26 protein-coding genes and 1 pseudogene are annotated in these 26,443 nt (G+C 40.4%); 11 read left to right on the top strand and 16 right to left on the bottom strand.

From position 1 onward, the window contains the following. Positions 1 to 40: 40 nt before the first annotated feature. Entirely contained in the window at positions 41 to 1,777 is a 1,737-nt protein-coding gene (locus tag H6G06_RS20875; RefSeq protein WP_190563614.1) for a R3H domain-containing nucleic acid-binding protein, read from the top strand. 52 nt (positions 1,778 to 1,829) lie between these two features. On the opposite strand, the gene H6G06_RS20870 is transcribed toward H6G06_RS20875, so the two are convergent. Continuing rightward, positions 1,830 to 4,646, bottom strand: coding sequence for a ParA family protein (locus tag H6G06_RS20870; RefSeq protein WP_190563612.1), 2,817 nt, complete (start codon positions 4,644 to 4,646; stop codon positions 1,830 to 1,832). A 62-nt stretch (positions 4,647 to 4,708) separates the two neighbouring features. Then, positions 4,709 to 5,350 carry a hypothetical protein gene (locus tag H6G06_RS20865; RefSeq protein WP_190563610.1) on the bottom strand — a complete coding sequence of 214 codons (642 nt, stop codon included), beginning with the start codon at positions 5,348 to 5,350 and terminating at the stop codon, positions 4,709 to 4,711. Between the two features lie 84 nt (positions 5,351 to 5,434). Here H6G06_RS20865 and H6G06_RS20860 point away from each other — a divergent pair, with 84 nt between their 5' ends. After that, positions 5,435 to 6,466 carry a cysteine hydrolase family protein gene (locus H6G06_RS20860; protein WP_190563608.1) on the top strand — a complete coding sequence of 344 codons (1,032 nt, stop codon included), beginning with the start codon at positions 5,435 to 5,437 and terminating at the stop codon, positions 6,464 to 6,466. 52 nt (positions 6,467 to 6,518) lie between these two features. Here H6G06_RS20860 and H6G06_RS20855 read toward each other — a convergent pair whose 3' ends face one another. Beyond that, positions 6,519 to 7,406, bottom strand: coding sequence for a LysM peptidoglycan-binding domain-containing M23 family metallopeptidase (locus tag H6G06_RS20855; RefSeq protein ID WP_190563606.1), 888 nt, complete (start codon positions 7,404 to 7,406; stop codon positions 6,519 to 6,521). Between the two features lie 199 nt (positions 7,407 to 7,605). Here H6G06_RS20855 and H6G06_RS20850 point away from each other — a divergent pair, with 199 nt between their 5' ends. Further along, positions 7,606 to 8,808 carry an HhoA/HhoB/HtrA family serine endopeptidase gene (locus tag H6G06_RS20850; RefSeq protein ID WP_190563604.1) on the top strand — a complete coding sequence of 401 codons (1,203 nt, stop codon included), beginning with the start codon at positions 7,606 to 7,608 and terminating at the stop codon, positions 8,806 to 8,808. 40 nt (positions 8,809 to 8,848) lie between these two features. Here H6G06_RS20850 and H6G06_RS20845 read toward each other — a convergent pair whose 3' ends face one another. The 3 genes from H6G06_RS20845 to ispD all read right to left on the bottom strand — a co-directional run bounded on the left by H6G06_RS20845 (position 8,849) and on the right by ispD (position 10,716). Beyond that, positions 8,849 to 9,193: a DUF760 domain-containing protein gene (locus H6G06_RS20845; RefSeq protein WP_190563602.1), complete on the bottom strand. Its 345-nt coding sequence runs from the start codon at positions 9,191 to 9,193 to the stop codon at positions 8,849 to 8,851. Between the two features lie 137 nt (positions 9,194 to 9,330). After that, positions 9,331 to 9,873 (bottom strand): SMC-Scp complex subunit ScpB, encoded by a 543-nt coding sequence (scpB, locus tag H6G06_RS20840; protein WP_190563600.1) that lies wholly within the window; start codon positions 9,871 to 9,873, stop codon positions 9,331 to 9,333. 165 nt (positions 9,874 to 10,038) lie between these two features. Beyond that, on the bottom strand, positions 10,039 to 10,716 hold the full coding sequence (gene ispD, locus H6G06_RS20835) for a 2-C-methyl-D-erythritol 4-phosphate cytidylyltransferase (RefSeq protein WP_190563598.1): 678 nt from the start codon (positions 10,714 to 10,716) through the stop codon (positions 10,039 to 10,041). Positions 10,717 to 10,874: 158 nt separating this feature from the next. On the opposite strand from ispD, the gene H6G06_RS20830 reads away from it, so the two are divergent. Beyond that, complete coding sequence (locus H6G06_RS20830) at positions 10,875 to 11,834, top strand: glycosyltransferase family 9 protein (protein ID WP_190563596.1); 960 nt, start codon at positions 10,875 to 10,877, stop codon at positions 11,832 to 11,834. 118 nt (positions 11,835 to 11,952) lie between these two features. On the opposite strand, the gene H6G06_RS20825 is transcribed toward H6G06_RS20830, so the two are convergent. After that, complete coding sequence (locus H6G06_RS20825; protein ID WP_190563594.1) at positions 11,953 to 12,435, bottom strand: CRR6 family NdhI maturation factor; 483 nt, start codon at positions 12,433 to 12,435, stop codon at positions 11,953 to 11,955. Between the two features lie 643 nt (positions 12,436 to 13,078). Between H6G06_RS20825 and H6G06_RS20820 the strand changes: the two genes are divergently transcribed. Beyond that, positions 13,079 to 13,537 (top strand): Fur family transcriptional regulator, encoded by a 459-nt coding sequence (locus H6G06_RS20820; protein WP_190563592.1) that lies wholly within the window; start codon positions 13,079 to 13,081, stop codon positions 13,535 to 13,537. Positions 13,538 to 13,691: 154 nt separating this feature from the next. Then, positions 13,692 to 15,443, top strand: coding sequence for a DUF3685 domain-containing protein (locus H6G06_RS20815; protein ID WP_190563590.1), 1,752 nt, complete (start codon positions 13,692 to 13,694; stop codon positions 15,441 to 15,443). A gap of 60 nt (positions 15,444 to 15,503) precedes the next feature. Here the strand turns inward: H6G06_RS20815 and H6G06_RS20810 are convergent, their stop codons facing one another. The 3 genes from H6G06_RS20810 to H6G06_RS20800 form a co-directional block, all read right to left on the bottom strand. Beyond that, entirely contained in the window at positions 15,504 to 17,024 is a 1,521-nt protein-coding gene (locus tag H6G06_RS20810; RefSeq protein ID WP_190563588.1) for a dihydrolipoyl dehydrogenase family protein, read from the bottom strand. Between the two features lie 132 nt (positions 17,025 to 17,156). Further along, complete coding sequence (gene cobD / locus H6G06_RS20805; protein WP_190563586.1) at positions 17,157 to 18,272, bottom strand: threonine-phosphate decarboxylase CobD; 1,116 nt, start codon at positions 18,270 to 18,272, stop codon at positions 17,157 to 17,159. A 26-nt stretch (positions 18,273 to 18,298) separates the two neighbouring features. Next, positions 18,299 to 18,583: an HU family DNA-binding protein gene (locus H6G06_RS20800; protein ID WP_190563584.1), complete on the bottom strand. Its 285-nt coding sequence runs from the start codon at positions 18,581 to 18,583 to the stop codon at positions 18,299 to 18,301. A gap of 394 nt (positions 18,584 to 18,977) precedes the next feature. Here H6G06_RS20800 and H6G06_RS27885 point away from each other — a divergent pair, with 394 nt between their 5' ends. Genes H6G06_RS27885 through H6G06_RS28155 form a run of 3 tightly spaced genes read left to right on the top strand, consistent with a single transcriptional unit; the run spans position 18,978 to position 19,452 of the window. Further along, positions 18,978 to 19,109, top strand: a complete 132-nt coding sequence (locus tag H6G06_RS27885; protein ID WP_190563582.1) for an element excision factor XisH family protein — start codon at positions 18,978 to 18,980, stop codon at positions 19,107 to 19,109. Continuing rightward, complete coding sequence (locus H6G06_RS20790; RefSeq protein WP_422387056.1) at positions 19,100 to 19,348, top strand: element excision factor XisI family protein; 249 nt, start codon at positions 19,100 to 19,102, stop codon at positions 19,346 to 19,348. Before H6G06_RS27885 ends, H6G06_RS20790 begins: the two co-directional genes overlap by 10 nt. Beyond that, positions 19,291 to 19,452, top strand: coding sequence for an element excision factor XisI family protein (locus tag H6G06_RS28155; RefSeq protein WP_422387058.1), 162 nt, complete (start codon positions 19,291 to 19,293; stop codon positions 19,450 to 19,452). Before H6G06_RS20790 ends, H6G06_RS28155 begins: the two co-directional genes overlap by 58 nt. A 47-nt stretch (positions 19,453 to 19,499) precedes the next feature. Here H6G06_RS28155 and H6G06_RS20785 read toward each other — a convergent pair. The 5 genes and pseudogenes from H6G06_RS20785 to pilM all read right to left on the bottom strand — a co-directional run. Beyond that, positions 19,500 to 20,444 (bottom strand): annotated as a pseudogene (locus H6G06_RS20785) (type II secretion system protein GspD); the annotation flags it as partial. Continuing rightward, positions 20,377 to 20,637, bottom strand: a complete 261-nt coding sequence (locus H6G06_RS20780) for a hypothetical protein (RefSeq protein WP_199306822.1) — start codon at positions 20,635 to 20,637, stop codon at positions 20,377 to 20,379. The gene H6G06_RS20780 and the pseudogene H6G06_RS20785, both read right to left, overlap by 68 nt. Before the next feature lie 126 nt (positions 20,638 to 20,763). After that, positions 20,764 to 21,537 carry a pilus assembly protein PilO gene (locus H6G06_RS20775; RefSeq protein WP_190563580.1) on the bottom strand — a complete coding sequence of 258 codons (774 nt, stop codon included), beginning with the start codon at positions 21,535 to 21,537 and terminating at the stop codon, positions 20,764 to 20,766. Then, positions 21,534 to 22,319 carry a PilN domain-containing protein gene (locus tag H6G06_RS20770; protein WP_190563578.1) on the bottom strand — a complete coding sequence of 262 codons (786 nt, stop codon included), beginning with the start codon at positions 22,317 to 22,319 and terminating at the stop codon, positions 21,534 to 21,536. Before H6G06_RS20770 ends, H6G06_RS20775 begins: the two co-directional genes overlap by 4 nt. 4 nt (positions 22,320 to 22,323) lie before the next feature. Beyond that, positions 22,324 to 23,358: a type IV pilus assembly protein PilM gene (pilM, locus tag H6G06_RS20765; protein ID WP_242039800.1), complete on the bottom strand. Its 1,035-nt coding sequence runs from the start codon at positions 23,356 to 23,358 to the stop codon at positions 22,324 to 22,326. On the opposite strand from pilM, the gene H6G06_RS27585 reads away from it, so the two are divergent. Next, a complete protein-coding gene (locus H6G06_RS27585) occupies positions 23,351 to 23,569 on the top strand; it encodes a hypothetical protein (RefSeq protein WP_190563722.1) in 219 nt (72 codons plus the stop codon). The genes pilM and H6G06_RS27585 overlap by 8 nt on opposite strands. A gap of 95 nt (positions 23,570 to 23,664) precedes the next feature. Beyond that, the gene (locus H6G06_RS20755; protein WP_190563574.1) at positions 23,665 to 24,963 is read left to right on the top strand and encodes an ABC transporter substrate-binding protein; all 1,299 of its coding nucleotides are present in this window, start codon (positions 23,665 to 23,667) and stop codon (positions 24,961 to 24,963) included. An 83-nt stretch (positions 24,964 to 25,046) separates the two neighbouring features. Here the strand turns inward: H6G06_RS20755 and H6G06_RS20750 are convergent, their stop codons facing one another. Further along, positions 25,047 to 26,375 carry a Mur ligase family protein gene (locus tag H6G06_RS20750; protein WP_190563572.1) on the bottom strand — a complete coding sequence of 443 codons (1,329 nt, stop codon included), beginning with the start codon at positions 26,373 to 26,375 and terminating at the stop codon, positions 25,047 to 25,049. Positions 26,376 to 26,443: the final 68 nt, after the last annotated feature.

Below are 26,443 nucleotides of genomic sequence, written 5' to 3'. Positions count from 1 at the left end.
CTCATTCGTTATCTCTAAAAACGTCACCACCATAGAAAGCATGACGATTACAGAAGATCTCCAAAAGTTACTGGACATTTTGCCCCAAGACCTGCGCCAAAAACTAGAGAATCATCCCCAACGAGATAATTTAGTTGAAGTGGTCTTGGATCTGGGTCGTCGCCCAGAAGCTCGCTTCCCTCATGATGCTGAGTATCTGAGCGAAACCCCCGTTACTCAAGCACAGATAGATGATTGCATTCAACGAGTCGGAACCTTTGGTGGAGATAATCGGGCAGGAATTGAGCAAACTTTACATCGCATCAGTGCCATCCGTAACCGCACCGGCAAAATTATTGGTTTAACTTGTCGTGTCGGTCGGGCAGTTTTTGGCACAATTGGCATGATCCGCGATTTAGTGGAAACTGGTAAATCAATTCTCATGCTAGGTCGTCCCGGTGTTGGTAAAACCACTGCTTTACGGGAAATTGCCCGTGTATTGGCAGATGATTTCAATAAACGAGTGGTAATTATTGACACCTCTAACGAAATCGCTGGAGATGGTGATATTGCCCACCCAGCCATCGGTCGCGCTAGACGGATGCAAGTCGCCAAGCCAGAATTACAGCATCAGGTGATGATTGAGGCAGTGGAAAACCATATGCCAGAAGTGATTGTCATTGATGAAATTGGTACAGAACTGGAAGCTTTAGCCGCCCGGACAATTGCGGAGAGAGGTGTACAATTAGTTGGCACTGCTCACGGAAACCAAATTGAAAACTTGATCAAAAACCCCACCCTTGCCGATTTGGTTGGGGGTATTCAAGCGGTGACGCTAGGAGATGACGAAGCCAGAAGGCGGGGTTCGCAAAAGACGGTTTTGGAACGCAAAGCCCCTCCCACTTTCGAGATTGCTGTGGAAATGTTGGAGAGACAACGCTGGGTTGTACATGAAAGCGTAGCTGATACCGTTGATACTTTGTTACGGGGTCGTCAACCTAACCCGCAAACGCGAAGTGTGGACGAAAAAGGCAAAGTGGCGATTACCAGACAGTTATCTGTAGTTAACGGTCGCGGGGGTAACTTAGCCAGTGAGGATGAATCTTTTCCAGCAGTTAAGCAGGTTAATGGCTGGCGTGCTTCTGGTCAAATGGTAGCTCTACCACCTTTATCTGTGGAACGGGAACGACTAACTGGGCGCAGTGAATTTGACCGCTTGTTAGATGAGTCTTTCAATTATGGTGAGAGTATTGATTTTATTAATACTAAACCCATCAGTCCAAATGGGGAAGATTTGCCACTACACATTTACCCCTATGGGGTGAGTCGTCACCAACTCGAACAGGTAATTAGTGTGCTAACTTTGCCTGTGATGTTGACAAAAGACATAGATAGTGCTGACGCTATTTTAGCGTTGCGATCGCACGTCAAGAATCATGCTAAACTAAGGCAAATGGCAAAGGCGCGTCATGTACCAATTCATGTGATTAAGTCCAGTACGATTCCTCAGATTACTCGCGGTTTGCGGCGGTTACTGAATATCGAAGAGCCAGAAATTGCTGATGATAAGGAATTGCAACTGTTTCTGCACACTGGTGGTGATGACGAGATGGACGCTTTGGAAGAAGCGAGACTTGCTGTTGAGCAAATTGTCATTCCTAAAGGTCAGCCGGTGGAGTTATTACCCCGTTCTTCCCAGGTGCGGAAAATGCAGCATGAGTTGGTGGAACATTATCGGCTCAAGTCCCATAGTTTTGGTGAAGAACCAAATCGACGGTTAAGGATTTATCCGGCTTAATTTCACCTCTAACCCCCTCTTCAGTGCGGAGAGGGGTGTATATATATAAATATCAACTTCCCTGTTTAGCAGCGCGGCGAGCTAAAGACATCACAGCAGGTCGCCCTGCTTCTGTAAGTTTAAAATCTAACCCTAAACGAAATATTTCTGGCATATAATAATCATCTTTTTCTCGAATAATTACACCGTTTTCCTCTAATATTTTCATTTCTTCCAAAGATAATCTTAATTGCTGCCGTGTAAAAGGAATTTTTCGCTCCTCTTCAAAAAGATCGCGTAATTTAGCAAAAATATCTTTCAGGGTAGTATTTTCTTTTTCAATTTCTGCTATTTTTTCTGTGCTACATTCTGGTAAAGCGCCTTTGATTCCTTTGGGAGTAAGAATACGGTTTAACCAGCGATCATCATTATCATCTACAGAAGCTTCCGCTGCTAAGTAAAGAAGACGCATTAAATCTCGTGATTGAATTTGTCCTCTAAAGTCTGAAAGTGCTGCTATTACAAATCTAGCTGAAGCAGCTTCCTTGGAGGTATCAGTACCCACTTTTTTCCCCCATAGAGGAACTAAAATCTGTGTTAGCTCCTCTTCTTTCATTTTCTGAAGTTCTTCTACAATAGCCTTATGTGAGGTATTTTGTGATATAAGTGAGATACTAGGTGATAAAGAAGTAACCCAAGCTACTAGTCTTAAAGCTTCTTCTCTATTCCACTTCAAAGCATAAGGCTCGTAGCGTGCCATCATCTGAGCTGCATTTTGCAGTATAGCTGACAAAACCATATCACGTCTAATAAAAATGAGAATGCCTAAAAAACGACCTGGTTGCTGTCCCAGCCACTCTGGAACTGCTTGAAGTAAAGCTCGCAATGCTTTCTGTTGAGTTTTGTCACTAGCGAAATCTTGGAAAAGATCTTCCAGTCCATCAATAACTACTAGCAATCGCTGTTGCTGGGAAAACAAATGTTCTGTTAATGCTCTACCAGCCCCTTTTTGCTCAGGCTGGAATCCCACACCCCAAGCAATGACATCTAACCAATGTTCTCTCCACTGACCTTCAAGAAGATCCTGCTGACAAAAATTTTCAATGTTTTCACGAATAATTTGGATTTCTTGAGGATTTTCAAAGCCTAATGCTTGTGCTGCCTTTTTTTGAACATCTGCCACTAGTTTCACATCTTCAGGCTTAAGATTGTTTGATGCCAAAATAGGGGAAATGATAGCATCAACCTGAACTTGAGTTGCGCAAGCATCTTCTGCAAATTTTTGCCAATTTTCTCTGTGAATAATTTGTAAAAAAGTGTAAGTTTTTCCAGAACCTTTAGCTCCAACTACAACTGTAATCGGAATTTGGTGTCTGTGATCTGAAGCCAAGTGACGTAGAGGAATAGTAGGTAAAAACTGTTTGATTTCTGCCGTTTCAGCATACACCAATTTTTTACTAATATCTCTAAGGCTTTCTCTTTGAGATTTTATAGCGGGAGGATGATCGCTAATTGAGCGAATATCTTCCTTAATTGTTTGAGTTTGCTTTATGGGTAATACATCTAGCAATGGACGTAAATTATCAACAATTCCAGAACGATGAAGACGAGAATTTACTTTTTCCCATGTTGTCGGTAACACTAGTAAACTATCAGAAAATCCAGTGGTTAGGTTTAAATGTCTTATGACTTCTCCAAAAACGTATCTAGATGAATCAATGTTATTTTCTTCTGAACTTTGTATATCTTTTTCTAAAAAGAATTCAGACGTATCAAGAAGAAGATTATCAAGATTCTTATTTTCATCTTGTAATAATTCAGATTTCTTTAATTCTTCGGGAACTTGACTTATAATTATTATGGGTAATGGATCTGTTTCTCTTACCGAAGGCGCTCTTTCTCCCACTAGTTCTAGAAGTTGCTTTGTACCTGCAATCGATTGTCCACTCAAAGTTGTAACAAAAACACGGTAAACTCGTGGATCTAAAATCAGTCCTGTAGACAATTCAGACAGTCCTGCACGTAAGTCAACTAAAACAACATCTACATTTAAAGTCTTACCTAAATCTGCCAGTATTTGTGTCAGTATAAATGGATTTTTTGCGCCTTGAATAAGATGCTCAGGTTTAATTTCTAATGAAGTAAATCTTTTAGTCGAACGGAATGCTGGCAAGAAATAAATATTATCAATAAAAGCATTCTGAAGTCTATCAGCAACTAATCCAATTGAATCCGTTGCTTTTGGATCTGGATCACCATGAACCAAAGCAATTAAGTCAGCAAAAGATACAGGTGGAGAAGGTAGTCTTTGCTCTAAAAGCCAACTAATGCCTGGTGCTTCTAAATCACCATCTACCAACAGTACACGATAGTTTCCATCTATTAAAGCCTGAGCAAAAGCAATAGCATTGGTTGTGCGTCCTACACCGCCTTTAAAGGAATGAAAAGCTACTATTGGCGGGAAATCTGGGTCAAAACTTGGTGGAAGTTCTCTATCGCTAACGTGACGATTTGGAATAATTATTCCTGGTCTTGCTAAACTTGGTGTTAGTCTAGGAATACGATGAGCTTCCTCTGTTTCTTCAAAAATTACTGGTAAAATTTGTGGTTTATTAGGTAAACTCTCTAAAATGATTAGTCCGTCTACCCTATCATCTTCTTCATCAATTCTGAATCGATTATCATATACATTTTTTAGCCAGCTTTTTGCATCATCCTGAGTACCAGGACGAATTCCGATTGTTAAACTATCCCAATAAGCTTGTACCGAAACTAACCAATTTGGTAAATCACTTTTTTCTTGAATGCGAAGTAAAACTTCTTCAACATCAACCCAAGTATAAAGACGAATATCTAACCAAGCGTTAAGCAGGATATCTGTAGAAATCATAATATTTAATCTTTGTGATAACAATACAATAAACGTTTTATAATTACTTAGCTAAAAATTTGTCATCTTCTTAGATTAATATTTTCCTCAATCCAAGAACAAACACTCTTTAGCCATTCAACTAAGTTACTTTCATCTTCGGGTTTTATTTCAATACCATATCGCCAAACTTGGTGAGATTGTTTCAGATCGTGAATAGAGCCATCCTTAGCAAGATGAAACCGGGGAATTTTATCATAATCAGGATACTTACCAATTATTGTAGCTGGTAATCTCAGTTCCTTAACCCATCTGCCTAAGTTATGTCCATCTTTTGTGAGCATTGTTTGATCATGGATTTCATCAGTTCCCTTTAAACCTCTTCTTATAAGCCAGATCCTTTTTAGTCCGCACTCCACAGCATAAAATATAAGCAAGTGTGAGGAAATACTTTGATGCTCTTGAGCCTTAATTATACCTAAGTGAATCTGAAAAGCTGTTTTTAATTCATGAATACTGGCAGGAACCATGCCACTGTTAGCCCGGCTTTTTTGATTCTTCAGTTGTATAATCTCGTTATTTAGCTTATAAATATATGTTTCAGCCGTTACGGAATCTTGTTTAATTAGCAACTCAATCTTATTAAGTAATTGCTCAATTGCTCTGAGTTGAGTTTGGTCTAGATTAAGCGCAGAAAGGTCTATATTTGTAGGAGAGTCAGGCATGATTCCGTCATCTAGCTGAGGTAAAATTTAACGCAATCACGAAATTATAACAGCATTTGTATATTCCCAAGTTTAAATAAACCCATGACACAACCAACCCGACTCCCCATTCCTCCCCACTTCAACCCCAACAAAGTCGGTGAAGTATACCGCGTACCTTATCAACAACTTGCATCGGCAGCGGAAGCATCGACAAAACAATATAATATCCCCCCAGCATCCATAGATAAAAACCGCATTTGTCTATTATTAATAGATGTCCAAAATACCTTTTGTATTCCTGATTTTGAATTATATGTAGGTGGACAAACTGGAACTGGTGCAGTTGAAGATAATCAAAGATTGTGTGAGTTTATTTATCGCCACTTGGGCATAATTACCAAAATTATCCCTACCCTAGATACTCACACAACTATGCAAATTTTTCATCCAATTTTTTGGATCAATGCAGATGGAGAACATCCTACACCAGCAGCAACTAATATCACACCCGCAGATATTGAAGCAGGTATTTGGCAAGTTAACCCAGCAGTTGCTAATAGTGTGACAAATGGTGATTATGAACTTCTGAAAAAACAAGCTTTTCATTATGTTCAACAACTTAGTCAAGATGGGAAATATCCCCTCACAGTTTGGCCTTATCATTCTATGTTAGGGGGAATTGGTCATGCTTTGGTTTCAGCGGTAGAAGAAGCAATCTTTTTTCATAGTATCGCCCGTCAAAGTCAAACCCAATTTGAATTAAAAGGAGAAAATCCCTTAACAGAAAATTATTCTATTTTACGTCCCGAAGTTTTAACAGGATTTGATGAAAAACCAATTGGACAAAAAAACACAAAATTGATCAAACAACTTTTAGAATATGATGCGGTGATTATTGGTGGACAAGCAAAAAGTCATTGTGTGGCGTGGACAATTGACGATTTATTAACAGAAATTCAACAGATAGATAGCACCCTGACAAATAAAATCTATCTGTTAGAAGATTGCACCTCACCTGTTGTGGTTCCGGGAATTGTTGACTACACAGAACAAGCTAACGCCAGCTTTGCTAGATTTGCAGCGGCAGGAATGCACATCATTAAATCAACAGAATTGGTAATGGGTAATTGGTAATTGGGTCATTAACCTCCCCTGCTCCCCTCCTCTCTTCCCTGTCACCTGTTCCTCATTTTGTCAAATACTCTTTTGGATCTTTTGCCGCCCAACCAAGAGGTTCATTAGCACGGATTTCAAAGTGTAGGTGTGTTTCTCTAGACGTTGGTTGTCCTGTAGCACCAACAGTTCCTAATATGTCACCTGGTTTTATATTTTGTCCCAGGGTAACTTGAATTGTTTCTAATTGGGCGTAACGAGTTTGCAGTCCACCTGCGTGATTAATAATGACTAATTTGCCGTAGCTGGCCTGGTCTTTAGCAAATACTACAATACCGGGAGCGATCGCTTCCACAGGTGTACCCACTGGTGCTACTAAATCTACACCACTATGAAAGAAAACTTTACCTGTAATCGGATGAATTTGCCACCCATAAGCTAAGGCTACAGTTGTAGGATTAGCTAAAGGATATCCGGTTATACTTTCTGATGGTGCAGTTTGTACACCAGATGAAGCAGTAATCCGATTCGGCGTTCCTGTCACCCCAGAAACACTGGGAACAAATACAACTCTGGGGTTTTGTTGACAACCATTGATCTCAAATAAAGTATCTGGCCGAACTTTGTAATTTGCGGCCACCTGTCGCCAAGTTTGACCATTAGGTACTTGTACTACAATTCCATTGAAGGGGGGAATCTGAAGCTGACTACCAGTTGTAACTGTGCCGTTATTTACAGATGGATTCATGTTAATAATTGTTGCTGGCATGAGTTTGTATCGTTGGGCTATGCTATCTAAAGTCTCACCACGAGTAACTTGATGTTTTTGGATGCGAGATAAAGCGGGAGTTGGACAACTTGGTTCAGCAGCATTGGCGCTTTTCAGTTCTTTTAGTGGGGATATTAGCCCCAAAGTGCTAATTAAGCTACAGAGAAACATTGGACGATAGCGAAAAGTCATGTCAACCAGTCCAGAAATTGCTAATTCTAGATTTTAGTTGGGGAATCTTCAATATGGGATGATTTTTTTGCTTGACTGAAAATGATCCCCAATAATGTATTCAAAGTGATGTAAATTAATCTGTTCACTTATCAATTGCTTGACTACACTGAGAAATTAGTAACTCTCTTTCTGTGAGCGTAATTATTCTTAATTAATTATGAAGTTATCTGTGAAGGAATTAGCCGTTTACCTGTTTTTAGTGGCTATTGGCAGTAGTCTTGGTGTGTTTGGTAGTCGATATTTGCCTAGCAATGGCTCTTTTCAAGAGTTAAAAAATGTCACAGTGGCTGTACCTTCAGAATCTGTGATTGCTTATCCTTCTCAGGGGATGACGAATTCTGTTGGCGGCGATAATGTAAACTTTATTGCTACTGCTGTACAGAAAGTAGGCCCTGCGGTTGTACGAATTAATGCTACTCGAAAAGTGGCAAATCCGATTTTTGAAGCTTTTAAAAATCCTGTGTGGCGGCGTTTTTTTGGAGAAGACGAAGAACCAATTCCTCAAGAACGAATTGAGCGCGGTACAGGATCAGGGTTTATTTTAAGCGCCGATGGTCAATTATTAACCAATGCTCATGTAGTCGCACAGACAGATACAGTATTAGTTACCCTCAAAGATGGCCGAACTTTTGAGGGTAAGGTGGTGGGGGTTGATGCTGTCACCGATGTAGCAGTAGTCAAAATTCCTGCGGATAAATTGCCTACCGTTAAGTTAGGCAATTCACAAAACTTAATTCCTGGTCAGTGGGCGATCGCTATTGGCAATCCTTTAGGTTTAGATAATACTGTCACTATTGGTATCATCAGCGCCACCGGCCGCACCAGCACCCAGGTAGGCGTTCCCAATAAACGCGTTAGCTTCATCCAAACCGATGCAGCCATTAACCCTGGTAACTCTGGCGGACCCCTCTTAAATGCCCAAGGTGAAGTTATCGGCGTTAATACCGCTATCCGCACCGATGCTCAAGGGCTGGGTTTTGCTATTCCCATTGAAACTGCCGCTCGCATAGCTAATGAGCTATTGACTAAGGGAAAAGCAGATCATCCTTCTTTGGGCATTGAAATAGCAGACCTTTCACCTACCAAAAAACAGCAGTTGAATCAGGATAATCAACTCAGCATTCAGCCAGATGTTGGCATTGTGATTAAGAAAGTTCTCAAAGATTCAACAGCAGACCAAGGAGGATTGATCCCCGGAGACGTGATTCAAAAAATCAACGGTAAACCAGTCAACATCACAGCCCAATTACAGAAGATTATTGATTCAAGTCAAGTCGGAGAGATTCTTGAAATCGAAGTCAACCGTAAGGGCAAAACTCAAACCTTCAAAGTACGCTCAGGAACTGACACCCCAAATTAGTTAGTAGTACAGGCGTAGTTGATCACGTCTGTACTCTTAACTATTGATTAGACAAATGCTCTAATTGCATTCTTTGTTCCATCTGGCGCAAAAAATAACCAGTCATCATTGCTGATGCTAACAGCCCCGCTAAGTTATCCCGATCTGTAGTAATTTGGACATTAAAACTCTCTGCTGGGAGCATTCCCACTAGTCCTTGGACATTCTGGGAAATGATTTGTTTAATTTCCGGGCTGACAGACTGGGCTACACGGGCTAGAACGTCGGGAGATTGATGTTGTAAATATTTCAATAACTGATTCGGGTTTTCCCCCAATTGATCGTTCAGAAGCTGATTAGTGTGTTCCTCAGAGTTGTCATTCAAAAAGTCAGGATCAAACACCATTGGCAATTCATCTTAGCTTAGTTGCTAATTCTAGTCTAAACCATAGCACAAGCCTAGCGCATTTATCAAAACAGGGAATAGGTAAAGAATTTTCTCCCCATCTTCCTAGTCCCCAGTACCCAGTACCCAGTCCCCAATCACCTATCACCTGTCACCTCTAACTCTAGTTCTAACTGCTGTTCTTTCACTGTTTTGGGAATAATTTCAGGAAGTTGATCAATTTGAAAATATTGGTGAAATTTCGGTGTGACTTGTAATGAGTACGAACGAGATTCTCCATCTCGGCGTTTGCGAACAAATCCTAATTCTACCAGTTCAGGAACGTGCTGATATACACCTGAACCGCGTAGTTCAATCAAATCGCTTTGGAGGATGGGACTGTTGAGAGCGATCGCTGCTAAAGTCCGCAAAGCTCCTACACCTAATTCTACAGGTATCAAAATTTTGACTAAATCATGAAAATCTGACCTTACTTGCAAACTATAACCATTTGATGTTTCTACGACTTCGAGCGCACTATCTCGACGGGCATAATTATCCATGAGTTCAATTATTCCTTCTTCAGCTGTAGCGCGATCGCACCCAGCATAATCGGCAATTTCACTCAAAGATAAGGGTTTACCCTTTAAATACAAAATCGCTTCTATTTTGATTGCTATGGCTATGTTCTGCTTGGACATATTTAAAAATTATATTGAGTCGTAGGGGCGTTCGCGGAGCGTGCTGGAAGCATCAGCATTCGGGCGATAAATTATCGGTTTTTTCCCAAGTTTATTTTCCGAATGCTTCGCCCGTACAGGAGTCAGAAGAAAGAAACATATTTATTCCCAGTCCCCAATCACCTGTCACCTGTCACTTAGAATAAATTCTGCGATCGCTAAATCTTGAGGAGTCGTCACTTTCAAATTAGTTTCCTCTCCTGGTACTATCCGTACTTCAATTCCACATCTTTCAAACAAAGCTGCATCATCCGTCACTTCCCACCCTTGACGCACACCTTCAGCATGACATTCTTTCAACAACTTCACATCAAACCCTTGGGGAGTTTGAGCCGCCCAAAGTTGTTCTCGGTTAGGTGTACTTTCAATTATGCCGTTTTCATCCACAACTTTAATTGTGTCTTTTACAGGTATAGCCGCAATTAACCCCGGACAATGACGAATAGCCGCTGCACAGGCATTGAGTAAATCAGGTGTAGCTAAACATCTCGCCCCGTCATGAATTAATACTTGTTCAGCAGCCTCTGGGAGAGCCAGCAAGCCATTGTAAACCGACTCTTGGCGGGTGGAACCACCGGGAATAAATTCCACTGGTTTAGAGAGCTTTAAATCAGCCATAATCTCTTTGAAGTCATCCCAGTCGTGAGGTTGGGAAATAATCCCAATCCAACTGATAGCACTCGCAGCTTCCGCAGCTAACAAAGTCCAAGCAATCAGCGTTTTTGAGCTTACCTGTAGTAAAAGTTTATTGCGATCAGCACCCATTCTTTTGCCGCTACCTGCGGCAGGAATTAATAAATACACAACTTTCCTCGATTTTTTAAATAGCAGGAGTCAGGAGGCAGGAGTTTAATGAAAATTTAACCCAATTACCAATTACCAATTACCAATCACCAATCACCAATCACCATTACCTATTTCCCCTAAAATAAGGACGATAAGCGTCAATAAATATATTATTTATGCGAGTAGTAGCCCTTGTACCTGGTTCAATTGGCGACCAAATTCTCTTTTTTCCCACTTTGGATGATCTCAAGCGTTCGTATCCGGACGCGCAGATAGATGTCGTTGTGGAACCCCGGTCAAAGGCTGCCTACCAAGTGAGCAAGTCAGTTCACGAGGTATTGACCTTTGATTACAAAGATCGTAATAGTTTAGCAGATTGGGGTAACTTGGTAGGCACGATTCGCGATCGCGAATATGATGTCGCCATTACTGCTGGGGAAAGTTGGTTTGTGGGTTTATTTCTCTGGTTGACAGGAATTCCTACACGTATTGGCTTCAAAAGCAAGGGTGCAGGTTTTCTCACGAACGTTGTATCTGCGAACACATCCAAATATGTGCCTGCCATGTATCATGACCTGTTGCGACCTTTGGGGATTAATACACTATGCCCAGAGTTAGCAGTAAATGTACTTAAACCAGATATTGAATGGGCGCAGCAACAACAAAAACGATTGGGGATAAATGAAACAGGTTACATCCTAATTTATGGTGGTTCTGGCAAGTTGTCCCAAATCGATGGTGCAGATACCAGCTATCCTGTAGCTGGTTGGCAGCAAATTATTCAAGATTTTCAACACAAACAGCCTGATTTACCCGTGGTGGTAATTAAAGAAACTGATGATGATCAATTTTTGTCATCGCTTCTAGAATATTGTCCAGGTATTAAAGTGATTTCCCCTGATGATATTGGCAAATTAACTGCCATAATTGGTGGTGCAAGTTTGATGTTATCCATCAACAGTGTGCCATTACAACTTGCTGTAGCCGTACAAACTTATACTATCGCCCTACTAGGTTATACAGACCCCGGAAAGTTATTACCAACAAGTGATAAATTCCAAGCGATTAAATCCCCCACAGGAAAAATGGCAGATATTCCACCCGCAACCGTTTTAGAAAAAATCTGGGGAGCTTGACTATTAGTTTTAGATTTTGGATTTTGGATTGAATGAAAAATCTAAAATCCAAAATTTATATTGTAGAGAATCATGAGATGACAAGCATTCTGACTCCTGACTCCTGACTCCTGAATTCTTACCTTTGTTCAATCATTTCAAAGAAAGCATCTTCTAATTCATAACCCAGGATTTGGGCTAGAGACTTAAGCCGGAATTGAGTAGGAATACTTTGCTGTTTTAGCCAATCACTCAAAATAAAAATTTTGTGCATCAAAAAGATTTCTAAGGCTTCAGGGTTGTACTGTATACCTTCTTTAGAACTAAATTGATGGGGTACTAGCATAGCAGTATAACGCGCCAATTCCCCAGCTTTCCAGTCTAGTAAAAATGGCAACCACGGATATTTCGCATCTAAACGCACAAACCACAACCTTACCTCTGGAATTTCTGAAAGCTCCCTTGGATCATTTGCTTCCCGTGTGTAGTTAATTTCAAAGCGCAGTTGCTGTTCCTGGGATGTAATGGATTCCTCTTGCAGCAGTGGTTCAATCACCGTTAATGCAGGTGACAAATCCAGATTGTTAATGGAGTTGCTATTGAGGCTGATTGTGATTGTCATTGACTTTTTGGCTGCTTTTTTGATTGCTCAAATGTGGTATCGAGAATCCACAGTAGCAGTTTTTAGGCATTGACGCTACTCTCTATTGACCAAGCCCTTCGGGTAGGGAAAAGGGAATAGGGAACAGTTGTAAAATCCTGCCCGAATAGTGGGTTTCAATCCCCTAAATTTATTGATGAAAAGAGGTAAAAACATTTGTCGAAAGACACGTAGTGCTTCAAAAATACGTCCGTTCAAATCCCCTAATTTTAATTATGGGGATTTCCCTGTTCCCTTTTAATAGGCTTACATATAATATTTGCCCACAATACACATGACAATTTCTTGGGTCATTATTGGCTTATTAAGTATTTATACTACTAATTAATTGTAATATTATATATGGTTAATCAAGATACGCCACCGATCACCTGGACATTTACAGCATTTTTAAGCTAAAGTTGTAATGAGTTTGTTTTAAAGTTGGGATGTGACAACGCAACTGTCAATCAAAGACCAAACTTGCTTTAACCTGTGATTAATAGAGCATTCAGCGTCAACAATACAGGTATAAGCAAAAAAAAGTTGTATGTAATATCCTTCCGTATAAAAATCAGCAATCGTCTTTGAAGGGTAAAACTATCCCTATAGTTAAAACTGAAATATGCAAAAGCCAGCTATTTCTACAAAAGCAATTCGTTCCTTAGAAGATGCTCTAGATCGGTGTCAAATGCTGGGTATGCGCGTCAGCCGCCAGCGACGTTTTATTCTAGAATTACTCTGGCAAGCAAATGAACATCTTTCAGCCAGAGAGATTTATGATCGCTTGAACCAACAAGGTAAAGACATTGGTCATACTTCTGTTTATCAAAATTTAGAAGCCTTATCCAGTCAGGGTATTATTGAGTGTATTGAACATTGTGATGGGCGTTTATACGGTAATATCAGTGATGCCCACAGCCACGTCAACTGTATAGATACAAATCAAATTTTGGATGTGCATATAGAACTACCCACAGAGTTGATTGATCAAGTTGAAGCGCAGACAGGAGTCAAGATTAGTGGCTACACTATTAACTTTTTTGGACACCGTAACCTACAATCAGATGAGAATGGTCATTAATCATTAGCCACTGCTCATTAGCAACTGACTTATCTTTTACATTACCACCAGCAATAAATAAAGTGGCGAAAACAGGTGAAAATGGAAATCACTCAGCTAGGTATGACAGCGGTTTTTTGGCTGGGAACAAAGTCTATCCGTATTTGACCTGAATATGAGCGATCGCCCTTTACACTTAAAATTATTGTTAATCGACCCAGATCCCATCTTTCGTCTAGGATTAAGGGTAGCTCTAGAAACAATTCCTCACCTACAAGTAGTAGCCGATGTACCCACAGATACGGCTGCCTTGCAGGTTTTAGCGGAAATTGCCACACCTGAGCAAAACCAAGTCAATTTAATAGTTTTAGAATTAGGAAATGGCAGTTCTAGCGAATCTCAACAGCTAGGTTTGCAATTTTGTAGACAAATCAAGGCTTTATACCCTCATATACCCATTTTACTACTGAGTTCTGTCTCTACACCAGAACTGCTGTTAGCAGCAAAAAATACAGGTGCAAATGGCTATTGTCCTAAAGGTATATCCATTTCTGAATTAGTCCCCATCATGCAAGAAATAGCAAATGGTGGTTATTATTATTGGTCAGGAACAGCAGGAATAAATTCCCCATCACCTCATTTACCTTTTGCCAGACTAAGGAATAATATCCGGTTGTCAGGAATCAATCATATTAATAATACTCTCACCGCAGTTGCATCACAATTAAAAATACCCGGACTACCAATATTAGATAAAGCCATTCTCGCAGGACAACGCCGAGAATTGTTAGCTGCGCGTTGGCTAGTTAATCACTTATTAGCTGCACCAGAGGAAAGACAACCAATACAGACACCTCAACCACTACCTCCACCTATTTCTTACCTCACTAGCGCCATTAGTAAACCAGAATTACAACAAATGCAAACTGTTGTACCGCCTTTACTGAGTCCCAAAGCACTACAATCGACATTATTTGCATCTTGTATTAATAAACTCCAGTTCCCTTTAGAAAATCTTACAGACATACCTTTAGAAATTGACATTCTTCGTGAAGACAAAAAAAGAGAACTACTTTATTTCATCTTACAAAAAGTATCTCAAGAATTAGATGAACTACGCAGTCCACCACTTGAAATTAAGCAACTACCTGAGTTAAAAAATAGAATCTTAAATAATTTATGGAAATCAGCCATGACAAACTTTTATGGCAAGTTTTCGCGGATAACTGTAGGCGAGATAAATATAGAAATAGTCGATTTTTTGTTGAATAATGCAGCAGGTGTAGAAACTGAAATCCTCAATAAAATTCCCTTGGTAGAAGAATTGTTTTCTTATCTACTTTGGCAAATAGATTTATATGTTGATAATACATCCTATTCAGCAGGGAGCGAACCTGCAAATTCTCAAGCATCAATGATTTTAGAAAATTTATTAATTCATGTTGCCAATGGTGTAGTACAACCATTACTAAATTTTTTAGCAGATGTAGAACCTATTAAACAAAATTTTTATGATCGTCACTTGATCTCAACAAGAGAAATTGAAAGGTTTAGAAATAATTTATCTTGGAAATACAGGTTAAATAATTACGTAAATGAACCCCAAGCAATTTTTGAAAGTCGCTATGAACTATTTGTATTTGCACCTCGTGGTATTGCCGAGATATCAATCTATGCCCCTCGGAACCAAGAGTTAGCAAAGCTGTCTGGTGTTCCTTTAGTGGTGACATTACTGTTAGAATTTAGGGATGCGATCGCACCTCGGTTACAATCTTTATTATCTTTTTTAGGTAGTGGTATTGTCTTCATCCTAACGCAAATCATTGGTAGAGGTTTAGGTTTAGTTGCCCGTGGTATTCTTCAAGGTATTGGTAGTGTTTCTTTAACAGAAAAAACTCTCAAGCGCAACAGTGAAAAAAATAAATAATGTGTCAGATGTCAATCAATCAGATCCCCGACTTCTTGAAGAAGTCGGGGATCTGGTAGTTTATAAATTCCAATCTCGACGTAAATGGAAGAAACTTTGTAGAAATTCTTGCAAAACTTGATTTTTATTCAGCCTTTGCTGACTCCATCCTCTTGCGGTTTGTTCTAAGATTTCCGAAAAACTGGGATAAACAGAAGCTAAATTCTCTAAGTTCTCAATTTTTAGATTTTGGGACATTGCTAAGGCAATTAAATTAATTAACTCTCCTGCTTCTGCACCTAATATAGAACATCCCAAAATTTTACCATTCTCCAAAACAGTTAATTTACAAATACCTGTAATTTCGTTTTTAATTTGCGCTGCTGTTATTGTTTTAAAATAGTTCTTGAAAACTAAAACTTGATTTTTACTATATCGACGTTTAGCTTGGGTCTCTGTTAAACCTACTTGTGCTACCATTGGCTGAGAAGATATCACCCAAGGAATACAACGATAATTAACGGAAAGCCTCGGATAAAATAGAGCATTCTTTACAGCGATTTTAGCTTCATAATTAGCAACGTTGGCTATGTCATAACCGCCTATGATATCACCACAAGCGTAAATTCTTTGATTTGTAGTTTGTAGTTTCTCATTCACAACTAAACGGCGTGAATGCCACTTCACTCCTGCGGCTGCTAAATTCAAAAACTCTATATTTGGTTGTTGTGCAGTTGCAACTAAAATTTCATCCGTTTCAATGGCTTTATCTCCAGCTTGAACCCATTTTTTATCTTCAATTTGTCGCACTTGAGTTACTATTGTTTGCTGAAAGATTCGCACCCCATCAGCTTCTAATTCTGCTATCAATAATTCGGCTATTTCTGGATCAAGATGAGAAAAAACACTAGGATGGTTGACTATCAAATTGATGCTGCAACCTAACCGGGCTAAAGTTTGAGCAATTTCAATACTTTGGGGTAAACCACCCAGAATGATCCAATTTTTGGGGGAGTTCGATTTTTCTAAAAATTGCCAAATATTAGCTAAGGTGACATAACCTGTAGTTTGTAAGCCTTCAATATCAGGAATTTGAGGACGTGAACCACAAGCAAGTAAATAGGTACGGGCGCTTAAAATTCGGTCATTAACTGCAAAAGTTAGTGGTTGAGAAGTTGAAAATTTCCCACTACCAATAATCACATCTACCCCTTGGGCAGCTAAATTAGCAAGAGAATTAACTTGGTTGAAATTTGCTGCAATACCTTGAGCATACAACATCGCTTGCTTGTAAGAATAGAAGCAATTAGTTTGATATATTGGTATTCCTGATTTTTTTTGTACTACCGTATTACTAATTGGCTCGCCCAGGTGAATATCCGGTGCAGTATTTTTATCCTGGGTAATAATGCCAAGATTTGCCATATCAAGGCAGTCTTGGGAGATTTTACCTAGATTGTTGAATGCGTAATGATAATTCAATTCATAGTTGACTTGCGGCTGTACTAAGGCAACCTTCGCGTGTAGTTGAGTTGCAGTCAAAGCTGCTTGGTATCCGGCAATACTGCCGCCAATAATTACAATATCGTAATCAATTTTCATTAGTCATTGGTCATTGGTCATTGGTCATTGGTCATTAGTCAGTGGGAGAAGGCAAAAGGCAAGAAAGAGTTAGAAGGTTATTCCCCCCAGTCCCCAGTCCCCAGTCCCCAGTCCCCAGTCCCCAGTCCCCAATTAACTGATCACTGATTTAAGGGCTGTTAATAAGCGTTGGTTATCAGATTCGGAACGGACAGCGACGCGGAAGAAGCGATCGCCTAATTCTTTAAAGCTAAGACAATCACGAATTAAAATTTGGTACTGTCGGAGTAACTTTTCTTGTAACTCAGAAGTTGAGTATTGAGACTCTACCAGTAGGTAGTTAACAGCGCCTTCTAGGGGTCTTAATCCCGGATGTTCAACTAAACCCTGAAATAGTTGATTTCGTGCCTGTGGTAGCCATTTCCAGGTCTGTTGTTGAAATTCTGTATCTTGGAGTGCTGCGATCGCTGCTGCGGCTGCTAGGGTATTTACTGGCCAGGGATCTCGCCACGATTGCCATTTAGTTAGACGATCAGGGTGAGCGATCGCATATCCTAACCTTAACCCTGGTAAACTGTAAAATTTTGTCAGCGATCGCAATATCACCAAATTCTCATATTCCTGCACCAACCCAATCAAACTTTGTTCCTGATCAGGAGGCAGAAAATCCATAAACGCTTCATCCACCACCACCAAAGCAAAATCTTTCAGGTAGGGCAAAATCTCATCCCGTAAAAATAGCTTCCCCGTCGGGTTGTGTGGGTTATTTAGCAGTAACCCGTATTTTTGGTTTGGCGAGCAGGGGAGCAGGGGAGCAGGGGAGCAGAGGGGAAATTTCTTCTCCTGCCTTCTGCCTTCTGCTTCCTGCCTTTTGCCTTCTGCCTTCAAATCAACAGAAACCTCCAGCACTTTAGCGTTATAAGCCGCTAGGGTGCGGTAGTAATCGCCAAAGGCTGGAGTTATTAAAACTGTAGCCGCTAATTGCGCTAATTCCCTACCTGCTAAAGTCAATAATTCTGCGGAACCATTTCCTGGCAAAATCCACTCAGAAGGTAGTTGATGGAAATGACCCAGAGCTAGTTTTAGTTCACTATAATCCGGGTCAGGATAGTGTTTAAGATTACCAAGTTGGGACACAATCGCAGCAATAACACTGCTTGGTGGTCCCAACGGGCTGATGCTGGCAGAAAAATCGACAATAGCATCAGGGGGACAGCCAGCTAATGCTGCTGCCCAAGCTAAATTTCCCCCGTGTGCTTGTTGTCGCATCAAAAATAGATTTCCTAGAACAGAATCTACTCTTTTGGGGGTGCTACCCTTTCTCTAAATAGTTTCCCAGCAGAGAAGGCGGGAACCTTGGTGGCTGGGATTTCCATTTTTTCATTGGTTTTGGGGTTGCGACCTTCACGAGCTTTGCGTTCCCGTGATTCAAAAGAACCAAATCCTACCAAAGTGACTTTATCACCAGAGGCAACAGCCTCAATAATAGTGTCTATGGCGGCACTTAAGACAGCATCAGCTTGTTTTTTAGTCACACTAGCCTTTTCAGCCACTGCATCAACTAATTCGCCTTTGTTCATATCAAACTCCTTGAGGTTTACTTGAGATTTTTTCAAGATGTACTTTGTCGCATCTTTACGGAAATCTCTGTTGGCAGAACTACAAAAATCGTCCCTTAAGAGTATTTACACTCAAAACCGCTGTAAATCAGATTGGCTCGACTTTTCAATGAATCATTCTAAGGTGTTGTAGCCAGAAGTGGATAGATGAAAGCATTAATTTATATAGATTTCAGGATTTATTGTGTTTTTTGCTTCATTGTTGCCCTGGAAACAACCTATTTTTAAGCATAAATACTTACTTGGGTACTGGGTATTGGGGACTGGGAAGTGGGGACTGGGGACTGGGAACAAAAGTTATTTTTTTCTTTAGAATTAAAATTGGTACTAATGTTTTGAGGTTACGAGTCAGGAAATGTTACATGACAAAGGATGGTTTTATCAATCATTCTTTCGGCGTCGTTTTACCCGGTCAGTAATTGCCAGAAATCAAATCAACTTACTCATTTATGAGCCAAAGCAGGAGAAAATTGTTCAATGGCAGTAGAAGAGGATCGTCGAATTGTTCCAAATTTAATTTTAGAAAAAGCGCAAAGACGATTTTCACCGGAAGAAGTCGAAGCGCAAGCGGTTATAGATACCCAAAACGACCATTATATTCTCTTACATACTGGTTGGCGTGGAAACAATCGCACTCATGGATGTAGTATTGTAAAACTTCGCCCAATATACACATTGATATCAAAAACGGCAAAATCTGGATACAGCATGATGGCACAGAAGTAGGAATTGCTACACTTTTACTGATAAAAGGTGTACCAAAACAAGATATAGTCTTGGCTTTTCATGCTCCTGAAATGCGCGAATTCACAGAATTTGCCACCCCTTAAAGTGATATAAATACCCGAATCATACAGAATTCGGGTATATGCACAGTTTACCGTCTACCAGGAACCTTCAAGCCCCGACGCTCAAGGACATCCCGCACCTGTGGACTAGGAGTGTAATTATAACCGTAGCTGGAACGCTCCGAGTCATCCATTACCTGCGGTGTGAGTAACACAATCACCTCTCTGCGTTCATTGGTTCTGTTTGTTCTTCTAAACAGGGAACCAAGCAGAGGAATATCACCCAAAATAGGCAGCTTAGAAACAGTAGTTCTATCTTGGTCTTGAATAATACCACTGAGAATTAATGTTTGACCATCTCGCAAGCGCAGTGTACCCGATTGAAGACTTCTAGCTGCTAACAAGGCAATATTGCCATCAGGAGTTGGTGAGCTACCAGCAAATGCAGATACAGTAGGTGCAACAGACAAGGACACAAAACCATTATCATCAATCCTGTCTACTCTAACTGCTAAAGTTAACCCGGCTTCCTTGATGATCGGTTCTCTGAGTGTGTCTGTTACTCTAATACCTCCATACACTTCTGAGGTTAACTTGACTACTGCATCCTGTCCTTCTTGCACAATTAGGGTTGGATCAGTCAAAATCTTGGCATTACCGCTTTGAACCTGAGCCTGTAAACTTGCAAGGAATCGTCTGGGGAATTTGTACAGGGAGGGTAAAGCTGCTGTTGCCTGGCCAAGTACACCTTGGGTTGTAGTTACCGTTTGAGTGCTACCAGTACCAGATACAGTTCTGATAGCATTTGTAGGCTGAGTAATGTCTGTAAAACCTGGTTGCAAGGGGTTTGAAGTTGCTGGGGAAATTGGCGTAGGTACTGATGCTGCTGCCCCTGGAATTATCAAGAGTTGGCCAGGTGCAACAACCTGTCCTGTTTCAGGTACAACGTATGGTATACTAGAGTTGTTAATTACTGTAGTACCTGTACCTGATGTACCTCCCAGTGGTGTAGTTTGGGTCGTACTCAGAAAAGGCTTTATCTCTTTTTGTGGTGAAAACTTGGGGTTTATCACCAGAAGAAGTCGTTAAAATTACACTAATTCCCCCATCAGCGGGATTTAGTTTCACTTCAGTAATTTGAGTGGTCTGTGCCAAAACTGGCTGCGCTGCTAAAAGCACACAAGCAGTAGCACTAGAAATTAAAACATTACTATGAACTTGTTTCACAGTTCATTCCTCACCTTAAATAAAAACGAGCCTGTATATCTACTTGTTAACCAGAAATCTAAAAGTAACCTATTGTACATTGAATTTACATTCTAGTTACAAATCAGCACTCAGGACTTTTGCGGGTTACTTCTGGGCTGGAGGAGCGGCTTTCGCTGCTATTTCTGTCAATTCTTCAGCAGTCAATGGCATTAATGCCACTAAATCAAAAGAAGTTGACAGCTTCCCGATTCCAGTTCGCACTGCTTTCTTTTTCTCATCTGACTTATCTACCTCTGGTGGTATCAATTTGGAGTCATAGTTTTGAACAAGTAATAAAGGCTGCAAACGCTCGATATTACGCATAATTGCCTGAGTTTGTTCAAAATTGCCTTCAATTTCTACCTTGATAGTCTGGCGTTTGAGCTTATTGTTGACTTTTTCTCCCAGACTGTTATCAGTGATTATTTCTGCTTTATCTCCTGATGGCACAAACTTTTTGAGTTTGGCTCTGACGGCATTAGTTCCAGGGACTTGAGCATTACTGGAATCCACCAAGAGACTGGTATCAATCAGCAAGGTATCCAAACTTTTTTCATTAGCAAATAACGCTAGAACTTGGGTTTGTTGCTGCTTGGACTGAGCTAACTCTGCTAGTACCTTATCAATTTGTTGGGCTTTGAGCCTTTTTTGCTCAACTTCCCCTTGCAAGTTATTATTTCTTGTTTGCAAATCTTGAAAATTATTCCAAGCTGGCATGACCGTGTTTACTATCATATAAACACCACCAAGAAACCCTAAACCACCAACTATACCCCCTATAATTTGTGGTGTAAAAGTAATGCCAAAGGCAGTGGGATAGGATGATGAGGCATCATCAAAGGTATTTTGAGAAAAACTTAAATCATCACTCAGTGTCATTTCGCAATGGCTCCTGTTTTTTGTAGGCTACGAATCCTATCGACTAATCCGACCGTGCCTTTTTGCTCTAACTCACGAATTAATTCAGATGCTGGTACATTACTCAGACTAGCTTTAATAGTGTATTTAACCACTTGAGGGGGTTTGATTTTTACTTCAGATTTAGTCTCAGGTGGAATAGCACCCGTTATTGGTGGTGCATCAACCAATTCTGCGGTACTAATTCGGCTTTCTGCGGCACTCAATAACTTAGATTTTCCCATACTCAGTAGGAAGTCATTGACATCACTAAAAGAGCGAGCATAGCCATTAATTTCCAATAGCCCCGCAGGATTGCTAGGTTTTGTTACCCCGCTGTTCTGGGCTTGAATCACGGGTGGAATTTGCTTGATGGTTTCAACTTGCACATTCGCGGGAATGCGATCGCGCAAATCTTGTAACATCGCTGACCAAGGACGAATTTGATCAAATACTGTCACTAAAGCTTGTGTTTGATCTTTGACACTTGCTGTTTCATCCTTGATTTTTGTTATGTTAGCTATTTTACCGTCTAATTCCTTACTTTCCTGCTCTAGTTTGCCGATTTGCTGCGTTAACCGATCAATTTGGCCTTGTAAAAGCCACGAACCAACAAAAACCAAAGCGGGAAAACATAAACCCACACCTACTCCCAACAATGCTGGTTTTAAATCTTCTACATTAATTGGTTGTCTGACGGGTTTATTCTCATTCAACTCAGCAGGTGAGCGGTCTTTAAGAAAGTTAATATCCAAACTGTACATTTTGTTATGCCTCCCGCATTCCTAAACCCAGCACTATCCCCAAACCAGGGCGTTGCTCGGGGGGATATTTTTCAGCTTCTACCTGCAAAGACAAATCTCTAATCGGATCTATTTGGGTAGTTGGAAAACCTAATCTTTGAGTAAAGAATTCATCTAGTTGTTTAAGTCCTCCTCCTGTGCCAGCTAGTAGAATCTGTGCTACTTCTAGTCCTTCACTCTGATTGATATAAAAATCAATAGAACGGCGCAGTTCATCTGATAATTCTCCCAGAACTTTCAACATAGGACCCATACCAGGATTAGCACCAGTAGTCCCAGTCTTTCCAGCATCTAGAGTATGGGATGGAATAGTCATATCCATCAACATATCCATATCTCGTGATGTGGGTAAATTCATTGCCCTGGCTAGAGCAGCTTGCAGTTGATATGTACCTATAGGCACAGTACGGGAAAATTGGGGTACTCCATTAATAATGATGGCGATTTCAGTGCTGTCAAACTCAATATCAACCAACACTGCTGCTTCTTGAGGTCCGAATAGCCGTAACTGATCGCGAATAGTCCGAATCAGGGCAAAACTGTTAATTTCTAAAACATCAACTGCTAATCCTGCCTCGGCAAAAGTATTAATATAGGTGTCTGTCACTTCCTTGCGAGTGGCAACTAAAAGAACTTGTACTTTTTCAATGCCATCCTCGTCTACAAAGTACCCCAATTTTTGATAATCTACATCAGCTTCTTCTCGTGGATAGGGCAAATACAAGGCGGCCTCATGGTTAAGCACCATCTCACGCAACTCTTTATCATCCAACTCGGCTGGTACAGGAATGACGCGAACAATAGCATCTCGTCCTGGTATACAAGTGGCAACACGGGAAGCTTTAATTTTGCTGTCAGCCATTGCCTGCTGAATAAGTTCCGCCATCCTGGGAGAGTCGTTAATTTGACCGTCGATAATTATCCCCTCTGGCACAGGGAATGTTGTCAATGATTCTATTTTTAAGCCTTGGCGTTGCTTACGGAGTTGAACTATGTTCATTCGATCTGGTGCCAGTTCAATACCAACACCTTTCTTAGATTTACCAAGGAGTTTACCAAGATTACTAAGATTACTAAAGACGTTGTTTACCACAGTTTTACCTGCTAGAAGATTGCTAGATGGAAAATTTTTAGAACAAGGAGTCAAAAGTCAGGTGTCAGAAGGTTATTCTTCCCAGTCCCCACTTCCCAATCCCCAGTCCCTTAACTAGTAACTGGCGTTCTTACTAAGTAATCTATATAGCTTATAATCTCGACATTTCCGCATAAGTTTTTCACCCCTGTTAACCGTAAAAATATTACCACGATGATTCGATCGCAAAAATTTAAACATCTAACTGTTTGGGCGCTAATTGGTTTATTAGCTAGTTGGGTGGTAAGTTGCAGCACAGGTAATGTTGGCACCACCACAAAACCTGCTGCTTCAGAAGCCGCAACCATTGAGTTTTGGACAATGCAACTCCAACCCCAATTTACCAACTACTTCCAAAGTCTCATTACGACTTTTGAATCACAAAACCCCAGTATCAAAGTGAAATGGGTAGATGTCCCTTGGGCAGCGATGGAGAACAAGATTTTAACAGCTGTCTCCGCAAAAACGCCACCAGATGTTGTTAACCTTAACCCAGATTTTGCTTCCCAACTAGCCGGACGAAATGCCTGGTTAGATTTGGATGCAAAAGTTCCTAGTGAAGTTCGTTCTTCCTATTTGCCAAATATTTGGCAAGCTAGTACCCTCAATGGTAAGAGTTTTGGTATTCCCTGGTATCTCACCACGAGGTTAACTATTTATAACACTGATTTGTTAAAACAAGCAGGTATCATTAAACCACCTGCGACTTATACAGAATTAGCGCAAGCGGCGCAACAAATTAAAGATAAAACTGGTAAATACGCCTTTTTTGCCACTTTTGTACCCCAAGATTCTGGTGAGGTATTGGAATCATTTGTACAAATGGGAGTTACTTTAGTAAATGCTGAGGGAAAAGCGGGTTTTAATACACCACAAGGAAAAGCTGCTTTTCAGTATTGGGTAGATTTGTATAAGAAAGGATTACTACCTAAAGAATCATTGACACAAGGCCACCGTCATGCAATTGATTTATACCAATCTGGGGAAACAACTTTTTTAGCTTCTGGTCCTGAGTTTCTGAAGACGATATCTAATAATGCACCAAAAATTGCTCAAGCTTCGGCTATAGCACCTCAAATTACAGGTGATACTGGTAAGAAAAATGTGGCTGTGATGAATATCGTCATTCCCCGTGCCAGCAAACACCCTGATGCAGCGGTTAAATTTGCTTTATTCGTTACTAATGACGAAAATCAACTGGCTTTTTCTAAAGCTGCTAATGTCTTACCTTCAACGGTTAAAGCATTATCTGATAGTTATTTTAAGGAAGTTCCTGCTACTGCTTCAACTGTGGAAAAGGGACGTATAATCAGCGCCGAACAGATGCAAAAAGCAGAGGTTTTAACCCCGAAATTGAAAGATTTTAAACTTTTGCAAAAGACAATTTATGAAAATCTCCAAGCGGCAATGTTAGGACAAAAAACGGTAGATAAAGCTGTAGAAGATGCAGCACAACAGTGGAATAATCGGTAATTGAAGGCAGGAGACAGGAGGCAGAAGTTTTTGAATTTTAAGTATATCTATTCCCTGTTTCCTGTTCCCTTCTTTCCCAATGACTAATAACAATTACCTAGAAAATATCCTATTAAATAGAGAGAACCGCATAAAACAACTAAGTTATCTCTGTTATCTATCGAGGTGAAAGCAGCATCTAAAGCGATAAATACATCTGGATAGGTGCTGCAAAAACCTAAATCGAGGCAAGTTTCAAGAGCTAATTTTGTTAAATTATCCAGATTGGCTGAATTACTATCGGGGACAGGTACTAAATATAATTTATCTCCTGTTTTTAATAATGCTTGAAAAATATCACCATGATCTTTAGTGGCTAACATTCCCATTACCCAAGTTACACAATTATTCTCCCCTCCCTGCTTGCGGGGAGGGGGTGGGGTGAGACTATCTACATAATTTCTTAAAACTTCTGCTGAAGCTGGGTTATGTGCGCCATCAATTAATAGTTGATAACTTGTATTATTATCTTTTTTCCAGGTGAACCATTGCATTCTTCCTGGCCATTTGGTTTTTCCTATGCCATTAATAATGGCTTGTTCGGGAATTTTCCAGCCTTGTTGTTGTAATATTTCTAAAGCTGCTAAAGCTAAAGCTGAATTTGTTAATTGAATTTGTCCCTTTAATGGTAAAGGATATTTAATTGTAGATTTCGATTCTTCTATTTTCTCCCCATCTCCCCATCTTTTATATTCTGCCCATCCAGGGTTAATTTCCTGAGCAGGTTGAGGGGTAATAATTGGGCATTGTAATTCTAAGCTACGGGATATTACAACTTGTTGGGCATCTGTAGGTAATGGTCCAACTACTACAGGACATCCAGGTTTAATAATACCTGCTTTTTCTCCGGCAATATCAGCCACTGTGGGACCTAGTTGTTGCCAGTGTTCCCGACTAATAGATGTAATAACTGTTACTAAAGGCTGAGAACAGACATTTGTCGCATCTAAACGCCCTCCCAGTCCGACTTCCACCACGGCTATATCAACTTTTTGTTGTGCAAAATATAACCAAGCCGCTGCGGTGATTACTTCAAACTGAGTTGGTGATTCTTCGTTCTGGTCAATGGCAGCTTGAACTTGTAGTATTAATTGAGACAAACTTTCTGGTTCTATTGGCTGTTCGTTTACACAGATGCGTTCTGTCCAATCTACTAAATGTGGGGAAGTGTAGCGTCCTGTCCGATAACCAGCTTCAGTAAGTACGGAGGAAAGGTAAGCACAAACAGAACCTTTACCGTTAGTTCCAGCAACATGAATGACCGGAACTTGATGATGGGGATTGTCAAGATTTGCTAATAATTTGACAATACGGGATAGTCCCAGATTAACACCAAAGAGTTGAAAGGGTTGGAGTAAGGAGTCGATGTTCACAGGAATAGGTGACAGGAATAGGTGACAGGTGACAGGTGACAGGTGACAGAGAACAGAATAGATTATTT

This window comes from Anabaena sphaerica FACHB-251 (genome assembly GCF_014696825.1).
Taxonomy (GTDB): domain Bacteria; phylum Cyanobacteriota; class Cyanobacteriia; order Cyanobacteriales; family Nostocaceae; genus RDYJ01.
Note: the sequence above shows the minus strand (reverse complement) of the source record. Positions and strands in the feature narration are given on the sequence as shown.